This is a genomic window from Protofrankia sp. Cj5 (genome assembly GCF_917627405.1).
Lineage (GTDB): Bacteria > Actinomycetota > Actinomycetes > Frankiales > Frankiaceae > Protofrankia.
Genome location: NZ_CAKJTO010000035.1, coordinates 1 through 15,339, shown reverse-complemented (window position 1 = coordinate 15,339; position 15,339 = coordinate 1). Strand labels below are relative to the sequence as shown.

Annotated in this window: 8 protein-coding genes; 5 read left to right on the top strand and 3 right to left on the bottom strand. The window is 70.0% G+C overall.

The window, feature by feature from the left end:
* Nucleotides 1-1,132 precede the first annotated feature (1,132 nt).
* The 3 genes from MJ777_RS09955 (at nt 1,133) to MJ777_RS09945 (ending at nt 8,141) form a co-directional block, all read left to right on the top strand.
* The gene (locus MJ777_RS09955; RefSeq protein WP_239346168.1) at nt 1,133-2,140 is read left to right on the top strand and encodes a dolichyl-phosphate beta-glucosyltransferase; all 1,008 of its coding nucleotides are present in this window, start codon (nt 1,133-1,135) and stop codon (nt 2,138-2,140) included.
* Nucleotides 2,094-6,239, top strand: coding sequence for an alpha-(1->3)-arabinofuranosyltransferase family protein (locus MJ777_RS09950; RefSeq protein WP_239375478.1), 4,146 nt, complete (start codon nt 2,094-2,096; stop codon nt 6,237-6,239). The genes MJ777_RS09955 and MJ777_RS09950 overlap by 47 nt, the downstream gene beginning before the upstream one ends.
* Before the next feature lie 567 nt (nt 6,240-6,806).
* Nucleotides 6,807-8,141, top strand: coding sequence for a condensation domain-containing protein (locus tag MJ777_RS09945; protein ID WP_239310093.1), 1,335 nt, complete (start codon nt 6,807-6,809; stop codon nt 8,139-8,141).
* A 66-nt stretch (nt 8,142-8,207) separates the two neighbouring features.
* Here the strand turns inward: MJ777_RS09945 and MJ777_RS09940 are convergent, their stop codons facing one another.
* Nucleotides 8,208-9,761, bottom strand: coding sequence for a glycosyltransferase family 4 protein (locus MJ777_RS09940; protein ID WP_239310094.1), 1,554 nt, complete (start codon nt 9,759-9,761; stop codon nt 8,208-8,210).
* 231 nt (nt 9,762-9,992) lie between these two features.
* Between MJ777_RS09940 and MJ777_RS09935 the strand changes: the two genes are divergently transcribed.
* Both MJ777_RS09935 and MJ777_RS09930 read left to right on the top strand, forming a co-directional pair.
* Nucleotides 9,993-11,432, top strand: coding sequence for a lipopolysaccharide biosynthesis protein (locus MJ777_RS09935; RefSeq protein WP_239310095.1), 1,440 nt, complete (start codon nt 9,993-9,995; stop codon nt 11,430-11,432).
* 64 nt (nt 11,433-11,496) lie between these two features.
* The gene (locus MJ777_RS09930) at nt 11,497-13,368 is read left to right on the top strand and encodes a hypothetical protein (RefSeq protein ID WP_239310096.1); all 1,872 of its coding nucleotides are present in this window, start codon (nt 11,497-11,499) and stop codon (nt 13,366-13,368) included.
* A 233-nt stretch (nt 13,369-13,601) separates the two neighbouring features.
* Here MJ777_RS09930 and MJ777_RS09925 read toward each other — a convergent pair whose 3' ends face one another.
* Nucleotides 13,602-14,387, bottom strand: coding sequence for an ABC transporter permease subunit (locus MJ777_RS09925; protein WP_239346177.1), 786 nt, complete (start codon nt 14,385-14,387; stop codon nt 13,602-13,604).
* Nucleotides 14,384-15,339 (bottom strand): ATP-binding cassette domain-containing protein (locus MJ777_RS09920; RefSeq protein WP_239375476.1); only part of this gene is annotated, 956 nt, incomplete at its 5' end. The genes MJ777_RS09920 and MJ777_RS09925, both read right to left, overlap by 4 nt.

Below are 15,339 nucleotides of genomic sequence, written 5' to 3'. Positions count from 1 at the left end.
ACTGGCCCCGGTATTCCGGCGGTAGCACCGATATCGGCTAGATGATTTGGGGCGGACCTGTTCTGGCTGCCTTGCGTTCTAACGCTGCTGGAGGTGCCCGTGGGTACGAGGGGTTCGGCCAGCAGGTATGATTATGGGCTTTTACGCGCCTGGGCTCTCGGGAGCGCCATGATGACCTGCCGGCAGCTGTCTCAGCCACCCGCCCGCGGCCGGATTCCCGCGGGCTGTGCGCGAACGGACGGCTCGCGGCGGTTCGTGGCTGTGCGTGGCTGTGCGTGTCCGGCACTCTTGGCAAAACGACCGGTTGACAACATACGAACAACAATGGTGTTGGCGGTGGAGGTCGTCGACTATCGAGGGGTGTTGGCGTGGGCGGATTCTCGTGTTGACTTTCGAGTGGCAGCTGTTTGCGGTCATGTCGATTGGTAATCGTTTGACTCTCAAGAGTGATCTGATGTGACGGAGTCCCACGTGTCGGATGTGCGTCGCAGTGACGTGTGGGTGGCGGGCGAAGGAAGCTGGCGTGCCTGCGAGAGGATGCCGGAGGTGTACGTGCCTCAGGCGGGTGCCGACCGGCGTGCGGGCGGGTGCGCTCGCCAGTCGTTGTCTCGAGTACGACGTCCGCCGCGAGATTCCCTCGGGCCGCCGAGTACGCAGGAAGAGCCGTGATCGTGTGCCATTCGGCCTACTGGGTAACCGAGAGTGAGGTTGGGATGGCGGTGGTCGGTTCGGGGATCGCGCCGGGCCCCCGGCGGCGTGCCGGCGGTCGGCCGAGTTTCACACCGTCGAGAAACGGTGTGCCAGCACAATATCCGACGGCGCTGCGAGCATGGTCTATTGCGTGTTACCGGCAGCCCCGGGCAACGCCGTCAAAGGATGGGTGGGCGAATGTACCGATACCTGCTGTCCATCCCGCGTGACCAGTACGTGCCGACAACCTGTTGGCGGCCGAACAATGGGCCCTCGGTTGGCCTTCGCCCGGTGAATAGCGATTCGGCGGCTTCGATCTCACCGGCGTGGCGATGCCGTATCGACCTTTCGGCCGGACTTATTCGGGCGGCACGAGGTGATTCGCGATCGACAGATGATTGTAACCGCCCGTGCCGTTGCCGACGCAGCTTGGGAGTGACTCTTGGACCACGTTCCCGTCAGTATCGTCATCCCCGCCTTCAACGAGGCGCACCGGCTCCCGGAGGCGTTGCCCCGGCTGGTGGCCGTCGTGGGCAAGCTTGCCGGCGCGGAGGTGATCCTTGTTGACGACGGCAGTACCGACCGCACGGCAGAGGTTGCCGAGAAGCTGCTGAGTGACCTGCCGCGAGCGCGTGTCGTGCGGCTTCCGTGGAATTCCGGTAAAGGCACCGCGATCCGTACGGGCGTCGCGATAGCGCGGGGCGCGTCGATCGTGTTCATGGACGCGGACATGGCCTCGGACGTCAACGATCTTCCGCTGCTTCTCGCGGCGCTCCAGGAGGCCGAGGTGGCGTTGGGGTCGCGCCGGATCGGTGACAGCGCGCTACGCACCAGCGGCCGGCGGATGGGGAGCTGGGCGTTCAACCAGATCACCCGTACGCTCGCGGGACTCGACGTCGCGGACACCCAGTGCGGCTTCAAGGCCTTCCGGCATGCTGAGGCGAAGCTGTTGTTCAGCATGTCGCGGTCCACCGGTTTCGGCTTCGATGTCGAGGTTCTCTCAATCGCGCGGTCCATGGGTTACCAGATCGCCGAGGTCCCCGTGCGCTGGTCGGAGATGGCCGGTGGGACCTTCCGTGTCACCAGGCACACCCCGGCGATGCTGGTCGACGTGTTGCGGGCCCGGCGCTACCGGCGGCGCCGCCCCGCCATGCCCACTCCGTTGCGCCTGCGAAGCGGCGAGGCGCAACCGTCGGTGGTCGCGCAGCCGGTGCCCACGCCGGTGCCCACGCCGCTGGCCGCGGTGCGGCGGCCGGCTGTGGCGGCGGCCGGCAGCGACTCCCATCCCGAACTGACGGCGGAGGCATCCCGGGTCCCGGTCGCGCGCGTGATCAGCATGGGCGCGGGCGCTCTGGCGGCGGACGCCTGCGCGGCGGAGAAGCCCGGGTCGGTGAGGAGCGGGGGTGGACGGGACATCGGTCTACAGCCGGCTCCGCGCGAGGTCGTATGAACTGTGCTCGACCGCGCGGTTCGGTTTTCCGGCGGCTGCGATGACGCCGGGGGCGCCGGAGCGGGTGGGCCGGGGGGCGTCACTGAGCCCGCGGCGCGGCGTGCCCGCGCCCGGCGGCCCCGGCCGCACGCCACGGTGGCCCATAGCGGTGATGGCTGCCGGTTTCATCCTACTGTGTCTGCTTCAGGCGCCCGGCAGGATCGCCGCGGATACCAAGATTGACTTGGCGGTGAATCCGCTCCGCTTCCTCGCGGGGAGCACTCATCTGTGGAGTTCGGCCTCGGATTTCGGCCTGTTCCCCAACCAGTACGTCGGCTACCTGTTCCCGATGGGCTCGTTCTTCGCCATCGGGAACGTGCTGGCCCTGCCACCATGGGTCACCCAGCGGCTGTGGATGGCGCTGATCCTGACGGTGGCGGCCTGGGGAGTGATCCGGCTCGCCGATGCGTTGCGTGTCGGTGACCGGGCGTCCCGGGTGGTCGGCGGACTTGCCTACTCCACATCGCCGTTTGTGCTGGGAAAGATCGGCTCGAGTTCCGTCGCGCTGACGGGGAGCGCGATGCTGCCGTGGATGGTCTTGCCGCTTGTGCTCGCGATGCGGCGGGATGCGCCCGGATCACTCCCGCGGTTGTCGCCGCGGCGGGCCGCGGCGCTGTCCGGTCTTGCGATCTTCGCTACCGGCGGCGTCAACGCGAGTGTCATCCTGGACGTTCTGCTGTGTCCGGCTGTCGGGCTCATCCTGGCCGGGACCGACCGGCGTGCCTGGGCGCTGCGGGGCTGGTGGGTCCTGGCGGTGTTGCTGGCGACCGGCTGGTGGGTCCTGGCGCTGGGTGTGCAGAGGCGGTATGGGCTCAATTTTCTTCCCTATACCGAGACCGCCGGCATCACGACCGCCACGACATCGGTCGGCGAGGCTTTGCGGGGTGCCAGCGACTGGATGGCCTACCTGCGCCTGCCGAGCCCGTGGCTGCCCGCGGCGTCCGAGTACGTCACCACCGCCGCGGCGGTGATCGGGTCAGGCCTGGTCGCGGCGCTCGGTGTCTGGGGGCTTGCCCGCGCCGATCTGCCGTCCCGGCACTTTCTGGTGTTCACGTTCGGGATCGGAGTCGTTGCTGTCTGCGCCGCTTACCCCGGGCAGCCGGGAAGCCCGCTGGCTGGTACGGTCCGTGACCTTCTCGGCAGCCCGTTCGGCTTTCTCCGTAATGTGTACAAGTTCCAGCCGGTGATCCGGCTGCCGATGGCACTCGGCCTCGCCCATGCCCTGTCCGTCGCGGCCTCATGGCGGCTTCCCGACCGGGCCGCCGGTGCCGCCGGTGCCGGCGGGGCTGGCGGGATCGCCCGGCGGAGTGCCGGCACCGGCGGGCGTGGCAGGGGGACCGGGCGGCGGGCTGGCCGGGCCGCGGTCGTCATCGCCACCGCCGCTTGTGTGATCATGGGAATGACCCCCGCGCTCGCGGGCACGATGACCCCCGCTGGATCGTTTCGTGAGGTTCCGGGTTACTGGGGGCAGGCCGCGGACTGGCTGGCGCGCAATCCGGCCGGCGGCCGGACCCTGGTGCTGCCGGGGACGGCGTTCGGCGAGTACGACTGGGGCCGCCCGCTGGACGAGCCGATGCAGTGGTTGGCACGGACACCCTGGGGGGTACGCAGCCTGGTCCCGCTCGGCGGGGTCGGAGTTACCCGGTGGATGGACGGGATCGAACGCCAACTCACGCTCGGGTCAGCGCCAGGGCTTGCCGAGGCGCTGGCCCGAGCCGGGGTCGGACAGGTGCTTGTCCGTAATGACCTGCAGAACAAGGACTGGGACGTGCCGCCGTCATCCGAGCAGATCGACCGCGCGCTGAGCGGGTCCGGGCTGCGACAGAGCGCGGTGTTCGGCCCGATGCTCCCGGCTCGTTCCGCGGCGAAGGCCAGGCTGGTTCCGGCACTGCGCAATCCGGGCCTGCGGGTGCCCGCGCTGCAGGTGTGGACGCTTCCCGGTGGTGCCAGTCCGGTGCGGGCGTACCCGGCTGACACGGCTCTGATCGTCTCCGGCGGTGCCGAGGCGACCGTGGCGATGGCGGCGCAGCGGATCCTGCCCGACCAGGCTGTCGTGCTGGCCAGTGACCTGGCCGATCTCGGTGGGCACAGCGCTGTCTCGCTCGCGTCCGCCGTCGGTGTCGCGGGCGCCGCCGGCAGCGCTGATGCCGCCGGCGGTGCTGATGCCGTCGGCAGCGCTGATGCCGTTGCTGGTGATGCCGCTGCCCGTCGCGGCGCCATGGCTGATTCCGCTCCCACTGTGGATGACCCGGCCGCGGCCGAGGTCGTCGGTCCACAGAGCACCTGGGTGGTGACTGATACCTTCACTCGCCGTGACAACCGGTTCGGGCTCGTCCACGGCGGCCAGTCCTACGTCCTCGGTCCGCATGAGTACGCCGCCGGCGCCGCGGGGCCGCCCGCTCAGTGGACCGACCGGCCGGTGGCCGGGCATCAGACGACGGCCGGCTACGTCGGTGGGATGTCGGTCACCGCGTCGTCGTACGGCTTCGAACTGGTGGCCGCGACCGATCTGGCACCAGCCAACGCCGTGGACGGTGATCCCGGCACCGCATGGCAGAGCGTCAGAGACGACAAAGGCTCGGTCGGGCAGTGGCTGCAGGTCGATGTCGCGAGGATGATCGAGGTGCCGGCATTGACGGTGCAACTACTCGCGGAGAGCCAGGCTCGCCCGGCTGTGCGTGCGCTGAGGGTAACCACACAGGCCGGTTCGGTCGTGACCCCGGTCGAGCCGATCGAAGCCGCCCAGCGGCTTGCGGTACCCGCCGGCCCGACCCGGTGGTTCCGGATCAGCTTCGAACAGGTCAGCGGGGATGGCGACCCTTTTCTGGGCGCGGGAATCCGCGAGCTGACGATTCCCGGGATCACGTTTCAGCGGTATCTGCAGACACCCTTCGACGCGGCGCTGCTGTTCTCCGGGGCGAATTCCGGGCGCATCGTCTATGCGTTCACCCGGAACCGGGCCGATTCGTCCCAACCGTTCGAGGACGATGAGGAACGGCAGCTCAGCCGGCGTTTTGATGTACCACGGCCCATCGGCCTCACCGTCCGGGGCACGGTGGTCGCAAGCTCGGCCCAGCCGGAAAAGCGGGCGTTGGCTCTTCCCTGCGGATCGGGTCCGTTCGTCACCATTGACGGGCAGCGGTACGCCACCCGGCTCGATGCCTCGCGGGAGGACATCGAGGCGTCCCGGCCCGTCAGGATGGCTCTGTGCACCGATGGCGGCACGGTCTCCCTGAGCGTTGGCCCGCATCTGCTGACGACCGCACCCGGTGCGGCACCGTTCGCCGTCGACTCCATCACGCTCGCCTCCGCCGTCGCCGCATCGCCTCCGCCGTCGCCCGTCCGGACCACCCGCATCACCGGTTGGACGCCGGAGCGCCGCACGGTCGAGATCGCGGCGGGGGAGCGCAGCTACCTTGCTGTCCGGGAGAACGCCAACGCGTCGTGGACGGCGACCATGAACGGGGTGTCGCTTCGGGCGATCAGGCTGGATGGCTGGCAGCAGGGCTGGATCATTCCAGCGGGCGCGGCCGGGAAGATCGTTATTAGGAACCTCCCCGGCCAGGCCTACCGTCGTGATCTTGGTGCTGGCATGGCCATGGTCGCTGGGCTGGCCGCGTTGGCGGTGTTCCCGAGCGTTGGGCGCAGGCGGGCCGGCCGGGTATCACGCCGGTGGGGCGCTGGTAGGCGCGTCCGCCGCCAGCCGGTTGAGCAAGCGCACGGTCAGCTCCGCTACGGCGTCATGCTGGCCGGCATGTGCGCGGTTATGTTGGTCGCCGGCCCTGCCGCGCTTGTGGTCCCGGCGCTCGTGGCAGTCGCTCGGCGTTCGTCGACAGGGCTGTCCTGGCTTGCCGCTGGCTGCGTGGGCGTCGCCACGGCCGTGGTGACGCTGACGCCCGGCAGCCTTCCCGGGTCTGGCCGGGGGGCCTTTGGCTGGCAGGTCCAGCTGTGCGGCGCCGCCGCGTTGGGGTGTGTACTGGCTTCCGTGGCCGTCCACCGTGGCGCGCGGCCAGCCGGTCTTGTCCCGGCGCCCGTCCCCGGCCCGATGGATCGCGGGTAGTGGGATCAGCACGGTCCATCACCCAGCCCGCGGGCCCGGAGCGCCGGGCTTCGCCGAACAGCGCATGGTGGTGATCGGCTGGTGGAGCCGGGCGATTGATTGTTCATTGTGTTATAGTTAGCTGTCAATTGTTATTTTTGCGTTTGATCGTGTTTTGTGGTGTAGTTTGGCCGGAAGTCCCGAAAGGCATTGCCGGTTATCGCACTATCGGTTTCCGGCGTGCGTTCGGGTGACAGGCGAGACGCCCGCCGCTGTTCCGAGCTGGATCCCAGCGGCAGGCGTGAGGATGGGAAACCGGTGCGGGTGGGGTGTGCCGTGGGGACATTTCACCGCTGGGCCGTTTTTCGAGCGGGCCAGGCGGGCAAGCCGAAGGAAGGTGTCAGCATCGACTCCCGCGCGATGCGACGGCCCACGTCGCTTCCGGAATCAGTTGTCCCGCCGCTTCCGCACCCCCGATCCGGATCACTGCTGTCCCACTCGTTGGGGCTGTTTGCCACTGGCGAGGCCAGGGTGGGATCGGCGGACCGTGTGCGGGAACGGCCTTTTTCGGTGCTGGAAGATTTGATCATGGCATCGGATCGCCGCTCCGCGCCGATCTCGCTGGGAATGATCGCCCGCACCCGGGCGGCCATCGACCCCGAGAGCCTGCGGGCGGCGGTGCACAGTGTCCTGGCCCGACATCCCATGGCACGCGCCCGGTTGCGGACGGGTCCGTCCGGCCGCCGATGGTGGTTTCCGGATGCCTCGACCGACGACGCGGCGGTAGCGACGGTGGCGGTACTGACCGGTGACGACGGCGATGATGTGTGGGCGCAGTTCGCGGATCTCTGTTCGCGCCCGTTCGACCTGGCCGCGGCACCCCCGCTACGGGTGCTGCACATGCGGCTTCCCGGCGGCGACGCGGTGGCGCTCGCTGCGCATCACGTCGCTCTGGACGGGCTGAGCGTGGCGACGTTGTTGCGGGCGATCCTGGAGCTCAGCGCGCCGTCGAGCGACGTACCGGAGATGGCTCCCCAAGCGGGAGGGCCGACAGCGAAGGCGGCCGAGCGGGCTGTCGCGAACCCCGTCCGCCCGGCTGACTGCCGCCCGGCCGCCGCCGGGCCGGGCCGCCCGGCCCGCGGGCGTCTGCCCGATCTCGCGGTGCCGCGGCAGTGGTTGCCCGGCCGGGTTGCCGTCACAGCCGCTCGGCGGACCCGCCATGACCGCGCTCTCGCCGAGCGTCATCACCCGACGTATGGCGTGCACAGCGAGACACTTCCCGTCCCGAAGCCCCGTCAGTCCACCTGCGGCGGGTCGGCGGCGACCGTCAATGATCTTTTGCTCGCCGCTGCCCAGGCCGCGGTGGAGCGCTGGAACAGCGCGGCTGGGCGGGCGACCGGGACGCTGCGGATGCGAATGCCGATCAACATCCGGGAGCGGGATGGGGATGTCGCGCTCGGCAACCACACGGGCGAGGCGGTGATAGCCACGACGTCCCGGGAGCGTCAGCGTCCCGACATCCTGCTGGCCGCGGTACGCAGGCAGACCGTAGCCAGCAAGGCGGCAGATCGGCCGGCGGGCGCCAGGGTCCCAGCCGGCGTTGTGGCCAGCCTGCCAGGCCCGGTGCGCCATGCGCTCCTGCGCGTCGCCGTGGCCCTGGCTCGGCCGCTGCTGATGCCGGCGGCCAGCGTGACGAATCTCGGCCGGATGCCCGACCTGCCGGCAGCGGGCACCGCTGGCCCACAGGTCACGTCGTTTCACTTCGCGGCGTTCGCCGGTATGCCGCAGGGGCTGGTAATCACCGCGGTTGGTTACGGCGATGAGCTGTATCTGACATTCTGCTACCACCGTGACTTATTTGATCTATATGCGGTGCGGCGCTTCGCCGCCCTGTACCGGACGGCGCTCGGTGAGCTGAGCTGATCGACTCGTGTGGGCTGATCGACCCGTGTGGCCGGCCCGGTCGGCGACACGCCGCTCACCAGCCCGTCAGAAGGATGAGGACGCTCCGGCAACAGGACTGTCCGCTTGCACGGCATCGGGAAGCGCGCAGCGGACCGCGGCGATCAGCAGGTCCTCCCCGGTCGCGGTTCGCACCTCGATCGGGCCGGTGACACCGGCCCGATCGAGTGCGGCACGTGCGTCGGCGGGCCCCGCACCGTAGAGGACCGCGACCGCGCGGTCGAAGCCGTCCCCGGCCCGGCCTGTGCCGCTCTGGCAGGGCTCGTCGCGGTCGGGGACATTGCGGTAGATCAGGTCGGTACGGCGCAGGGCTGGTAGCGCCTGGGTCGACGGCAGCGGGAACTCCGCACGGGTGACCAGCAGGTCAGCGCGTCGTGACTCGCGCGGGTGACGGCCGGGCGCACGGCTGCTCAGCCTGTCGATCTCGGTGGTCACCACGCGGGCGAGCAGCTCGGCGGTGGCGTCCCAGGAGAAGCACGCGGCCCACGCACGCGCCCGGTCACGCCAGCGGGCCGCCGTGACCGGGTCCGCGAGCGCGGAGAGCGCCATGTCGATCGTGGGTCCGAGCCCATCGGCATCGTCCGCCAACCAGCCGGTATGGCCATGGCGGACGGCATCGCGCAGCCCGGGTACCCGGAATGCCACCGCCGGTACGCCATGGGCGTTGGCCTCCAGCACGGACAGGCCCCATCCTTCGCCATGGGACGGATTGACGGTCAACCAGGCCGTGGAGAGCAGCTGGTCCCGTTGCCTGTCCTCCACGTAGCCATGCCAGCGCACAACGTCGTCGCCGAGACCGAGCCCGGCCGCGTGCCGGCCGAGGCGTTCCCGGTCCGGTCCGTCGCCGACCAGGTCGACGACCAGCCCGGGGTGGGCTGCGCGAAGCGCGGGAAGGGCGTCCAGCAGCAGATGCAGTCGTTTGTGCGGGACGAGCCGGCCCACGCAGACGATGGTCGGCCGGTCAGCGGGCCGGCTCGGCCCGTCATCCCGGGGCGTATCGACACCGCCGGGCACGATGAAACGCGGCCCGCGCAGCCTCAGGATCTCCCACGCTTCGTCCCGCGTCGAGGGTGACACGACGGCCACCGGACACCGCCGGTACACCCACCGGCTGCCCGGGGTCTCCAGGAGCTGTCCGATCCTGGCCACCGGCGCCGGGAAGTAGAGCGGGAACTGGCGCTGGTGGACGTGGTGCAGAATCTGGACGACCGGGGTGGCCGGCAGCACCAGCGGACTGAAGAACGGGATGCCGTTCTGGCAGTCCACCACCGCGTCGATGCTGTGCCGGTCACGGAGAAGGCGAGCCAGCGTGGCTGGATACACCCCGAACGTCCCGCCTGAGCGGTTGATGGTGATACCCCGTACGATCTGCGATCGTCGTGTGCCGGCCGGGCGGGAGGTGAGCAGGCTCACCCGCGCGCCGGCCGCGGCGAACCGTTCCGCGACCGATTGGCAGTACAGCTCGGCGCCGCCGGCCTGGGGGTGTTCAAGGTCACGCCAGTTGAGAAACACCACGTGGCGCCCGGCGAGCGCATCCAGCTGCCGGCCCAGGCCGCCCGCGGGTGCCGCAATTGCGGGCATCCGGTTTACTCCCTTCAGCTGGGCTCCCAGCTTGCCCTGTTGTTTTCGGCACAGTCCGGCCGCGCCGCCGCGCACGCAGCACGCCATACTCCGCGCGACGATGGTGCCAGATCGCCGGTACCCGATGCCGGCCGGGTGTGGCGTTGGCCTACGGTGGGTAGACGACGCTCGGGAAATGGCGGCAAAACGTCGGCACCGGGCCGGGCACCAAAGTGTGCGGGAGGAAGGTGGATGGCGATCGCCGGGCGTGGGCTGTTTGCGCGGGTGCTCTCCGGCCCTGGGTCGCTCGCGGTTGCCGGGGTTGCCGTCAATGGCGGAAATCTCCTGGCCAATCTGGTGCTTGCGCGCGTACTCAATGCCACCGGTTACGGTGCGCTGGTCGTTCAGACCGGAATTTTCCTGATACTTTCGATGGGCGGCTCGGCGTTGCAGGTCGCGGTGGTGCGGCGGGGCATACCCGGTTCCGGTGACAGCCAGCACGCGCGCGGTTTCTGGATTCACCGGCTGCGTGTTGTCTGCGCTGTCGCGGCTGCCGTCACCTGCGTACTCGGTCTGTTGGCAGACGGGCCGGTTGCCGCGATCCTGTCTTATCCGCATCCCTTCGCGATTGCCGAGGCAATTGCGGCGGCAGCGATTTGGGTCTCACTTTCGGTTGAGCGCGGACTATTGCAGGCGGGTCGTGCCTACCAGGAGCTCGCCGGCAACTTCGTACTTGAGGGCATTGGCCGAATCGTCGTTACCATTGCCCTGGTGTTCGCCGGATTCGGAGTCAACGGCGCGGGCCTTGGGCTGATTGTCGGTGTGTTGTGTGCCGCTGAACACGCCCGTCGGCGTACGGCCCTGAGCGCGCATGGCAGGCATGAACTGCCGGGCCCCCGATCCGTGCCCGCGGATGGGGGTCGCCGGCGGGCCAGCGGCCAACGGGTGCGTACCAGGCACGCTCTCCGGCGCGACACGATAACCGCGCTCGGGGCGCTCGTGCCGCTGGCGATGCTGCAGAACATGGATGTGGTCATCGTCGGCTGGCTCAACCCCGCCGAGGCCGGGGCGTACGCGGCTATCGCGACCGCCTGCAAGGTGCCGGTGTTCATCGGCCTGGCGGTCGCGAACTTCCTGCTTCCGGAGGCGGCCCAACGCCGGCAGCGCGGCCGTCCCGCCACGGCGGCCCTGCTCGCGGCGGTGGGTTGGGTGGTCGCCCCCGGCCTGCTGCTGGTGGGGCTGGGCGCGGTCGTGGCCGCCCCCATGCTTTCGGTCGTCTTCGGCCCGCACCTGATCGCGGGCGCGCCCGCGCTGTGGGTTCTGGCGCTCGCCATGACCTGTCTCGCCGTGACGCTGCTGTTCACCAACTACCTGCTGGGGGCCGGCCAGCAGAAGGTGGTGGGCGTGCTCGCGGCCGGTACGGTCATCACCGGCGCCGCCTTGGCCGCGGCCGGCGGCGACCTGTTCGCCACGGCGGTTGCCGCGCTCGTCTGCCAGGCGGTGACCGCGTCCATGACCGGTTTCATGATGCTGCGGGCACACCGGCCGGCAGCGTCGGATCTGAGCGTCCCGGTCGCGGCACAGCGGCCGGCCGGGCCTGCTACCCACCAGCCGGTCGCGGATCCCGGGCTGCCGACGCAACGCCCGCCGCGGTCCGCGGCACTGTCCAGCAGCTCTCGCGCCGAGCGGTAGCTCACCTCGCCGTTTTTTTGGTCCGGAGCATCCATGGCACGGTCTTCATCGGAGACTAGGAGCCATGCGTCGGAAATCCGCGTCGGGGGACTATCCGCCCGCGCCCAGGGATGTATCCGGCGACGCCGCTCAGAATATCGGGCCGGGTGGCGGCATCGACCGGGCCGCGGGTGGTCACGGGCTCGCCGTGGCAGCTGGGGAGCGGGCCGCGCCGTGGCCCATGCCGGCGGCGGATCTGACTGGTGGTGCTGTCCCGGGCCCCGTCCCGGCAGCGGTGCCGGCGGCGCCGGAAACCGGCCGGGGCGGGGCCCGGGGGAGGCACCGGGGCGCGACCCGCCGCCGGGTCGTGGTCGGTGCCGCCGCGAGTGGTCTCGGTGCCCTCGCGGCTACGGGCCTGGCAAAACTACTGGGTGGGCCACGGCCGGCCACTCCGTCCGACGCGCTCGTGTTGTTCGGCGCGCCCGGCAGCTTCGGGGACCGTGCCGGGGACACCCAGCTTGCGACAGTCGGTGTTGCGGGCTGGGGCTTTGGTCCCGGCCAGGCCGCCTATATGTCCACGGTCACATCCGATGGGACGGTGTTCACCGCTACCACGCCCTTCTCGGACAACCAGGCACAGCCGACCGGGACGGGCATGGAGCTCGCGGTGTTCGAGCCGGCTTCGGTGAGTTTCACCCGGCTGGTCATACCGTCGAGCACTGGGCGGACGGAGCTGCCGCGGGCCGAAACGAGGTTCCGCGGCGTTGGCGGAGCCGACGTGGCCGACGTGGCCGTGATCGGTGCGGGTCCGGACGAACGGGTGATGTTCGTATCGGCCATGCCTTATTTCGGGTGGGACACGGCTGTCTACGGGGAGCTGCCCACGCTCGGGCAGATCCGCCGCCCGGCGCGGGGCGGATCGTGGCGTTACGACCCGGCCCATTCGTGGACGACGGACCAGCTGGCCGCGACCGCGCCGCCGGAAACGTCGGGAAGGGCCTTTCCGCGTGAGGCCAGGGGCGAACCGCGATCGCCCCGTGGCCCGGCGGCGATCAGCAAGCTGCCGGCCAGCGGTCATCTGGTGATCGCGCAGTACTTCGGCGCTGGGAGCCTCGGCACGGAGCAAGGCGCGTTGCTGGTCGTCGACACCGCGGGCCGGGTACGCGCCAGCTGGCAGTACCCCGAGACCCACGTCTTCGGTATACCGGTGGTGGTGAGCCCCCGCGAGGTTGTCGCTGATCCTACCAGCAGGGCCGGCGATGAACGGTTTGTGCTGATCAGCGATTGCCGGACAGCGGACAACCGGGTCGTTTCGTTTCCCATCCAGGAGTTCTCCTACGCCGCGGGCACCGGGAGCCGGGCAGCCGGGAGAATCACTCCGCGCAGCCTCCCGATACGTGCCGCGGTGGACAACTCCCGGATGGAGACCGCCTGCTTCGACGGGAACGGCACCCTGTACGTTGCCCGTACCAGGGCGGACGGACTGCGTGCCGCCACCCTCGCGGTCTATCCCAAGATCGGCAGTGAGCGCGGCCTGGTCAGCCGCACGCCGACGGTCGACGGCTGGCCGGCGCAAAGCTGGGGAGCGCTGAACCCGCCCGAGTACTTCGTCGCGGGCACCGGCGAGGGCGGCCTCATCCGCAGCATCGTCTTCGATCCGGCCAGCGGGGCGGTTGTGCTCGCCGGGCTCGACGGTACGGTGCAGGTCATCCGGCCGTCGGGCCAGGGACGGCACATGACCTTCGTGGTGGGCCGGCCGGTGGATATCGGCCTGCGCGGCCTGCGCGGCCCCTCCACCCGCTACATCGGTGTCCGGCGAGGCGCTGTCGACGCGCACCGCGGAGTGATGTGGCTCCCCGTCAACCAGCTGGTGCTCGACGCCATCCCCTGGCCGTATCCACCGTTCAAGCTCGACCAGTGGCTGATGCGTGTCGACCTGCGTGCCGTACTGCCCTGAGAGCGACCTGCCGGAGCCTCTCACAGGCTCCGGCAATAGGGCGTTCGATCAGGAAGCGGCGCCCGGGTGGATGGATCGCGAGGCGGCGGAGGGAGCCACCGGAGGTGGTGGGTGGCGACCGACGAGCCGGGGTACCCGTGCATCGCGCGGCGATGGACGGGGAGCGATGACGCGAGATGCCTGCCCTGGCCCCGCGAGGGCGCGTCCCCTATTGCCGGTCGCTCCAAACCTGGTCAGGACGTGATGTCACGGTGCCTGAACAGCCCGGCGGCGACCACCACGGCCGCCGCGCAGAAGAGGAGAATCCGGCCGCCGGCCGCGGCGTAGGTGATGTGATACCCGTGCGCGCCCGCGGCGAAGGTGTCCATGAGCCGCGCGGGCAACCAGGTCGCCGCCGGGCTCCAGATGCGCGATACCAGCATCTCCAGCGGCAGGGCGTAGGCAAGGCCCACCGACACCGCCGCGGCGGGGGAACGGAACACGACCCCCGCCAGGACGCCGATGGTCGCGTATCCCAGGGATGCCATGAGCACGTTCAGGTATCCCTTGCCGATTTCGACCAGACCAGCGCTGCTGTGCCAGGCCGCGGTACTCACGCCCGTCGCGGGCGCGATCGCGAACGACATGGCGGCGGCCACCGCCATCGCCGCGGTGACCATCACAGCGACGAAAGCCGCCAGCGCAAGGCATTTGCCCGCGAGCAGGCGAAGCCGGTGGGGATAGGCTATGAGCTGATTACGCAGCGTCCCATGGGTGAAGTCGGAGCCGATCACGGCGGCGGTGACCGCGAGGGCCATCACCCCGAGCAGGATGCTGACGGCCTCCAGCCCCTGCATGACCCCGTCCGCAGCGGCCAGCGCGGTTGCCGTGACGGGCACGCCGTCGTAATCGCTGTGCCCGACCGACAGCATGGTCAATACCGCGCCGAGCGCTGCCACGGCGGCGATGGCCGCGAGCGTGCCGAAGAAGAATCGAGGGCGGCCGATCTTGACCCACTCGGCTCGGAACATCGGCGTCATGAAACACGTCCAGGGATGTCCTGGGCCGGCACGCGGGGTGAGTGGAAGCCGACCGAGGCATCCGGTGAACTGCGGCTACGCGGGATCAGATCCCCGTCGACCCCGCCGGTCGCCACCAGAAAGGTCTCCTCCAGCGTGGGCCGGTACGCGGTCAGCGCGCGCAGCGTGATCCCCGCTTTCATAGCGATCTTATTGAGGTTCGCGGCCACCGCCTCGGGGGCGTGCACGCTCACTGACTCGGTCGAGGGCTCCGGCGGATCCACCCGCAGGCCGTGGTCGCGCAGCAGAGCGGCGAGGCGTTCGGTGTCTCCCGCATGCTCAGGCGTCAGCACGAGCCGTGGATCCTCGGCGGCCAACAGGTCGGTCACATGCCCCTGGAAGAGCAGCCGGCCGGTCCGGATCATGACCAGATGGTCACAGATCTGCTCGACCTCTGACAGCAGGTGGCTGGAAACGAAAACCGTCATCCGTGCCCCGGCGAGGTCCTTCAGCAGGCTTCTGATCTCACGGATGCCCGCTGGGTCCAGCCCGTTGGTCGGTTCGTCGAGGATCAGGAGCTCGGGGCCGGGCAACAGCGCGGCGGCAATTCCCAGTCGCTGTTTCATGCCCAGCGAGTAGAGGGAGAACCGGTCGTCGGCCCGGCTGGTCAGGCCGACCGTGTCCAACGTCTCGGCGACCCGTTCCGGGCCGAGCCGGCGCAGGCGGGCCAGCAGCAGCAGATTGGCGCGCCCGGTGAGCCCGGGGTGGAAGGTCGGCCCCTCGATCATCGCGCCGACCCGGGACAGATAGCCCGCGGGGCTGCCGACAGGGTGCCCGAGCACGAAACCGTGGCCGCCAGTGGGGCGGATCAGCCCGAGCAGCATCCGCAGCGTGGTCGTCTTACCGGCTCCGTTCGGCCCGACGAAGCCCGACAACGCCCCGGTGGGAACATGCAGGTTGATCCGGTCCACGG

What these genes read in the sequence shown, in the direction of transcription:
- MJ777_RS09925 (WP_239346177.1), bottom strand. Translation starts at nt 14,387, where the DNA reads ATGACGCCGATGTTCCGAGCCGAGTGGGTCAAGATCGGCCGCCCTCGA.
- MJ777_RS09935 (WP_239310095.1), top strand. Translation starts at nt 9,993, where the DNA reads ATGGCGATCGCCGGGCGTGGGCTGTTTGCGCGGGTGCTCTCCGGCCCT.
- MJ777_RS09930 (WP_239310096.1), top strand. Translation starts at nt 11,497, where the DNA reads ATGCGTCGGAAATCCGCGTCGGGGGACTATCCGCCCGCGCCCAGGGAT.
- MJ777_RS09945 (WP_239310093.1), top strand. Translation starts at nt 6,807, where the DNA reads ATGGCATCGGATCGCCGCTCCGCGCCGATCTCGCTGGGAATGATCGCC.
- MJ777_RS09940 (WP_239310094.1), bottom strand. Translation starts at nt 9,761, where the DNA reads ATGCCCGCAATTGCGGCACCCGCGGGCGGCCTGGGCCGGCAGCTGGAT.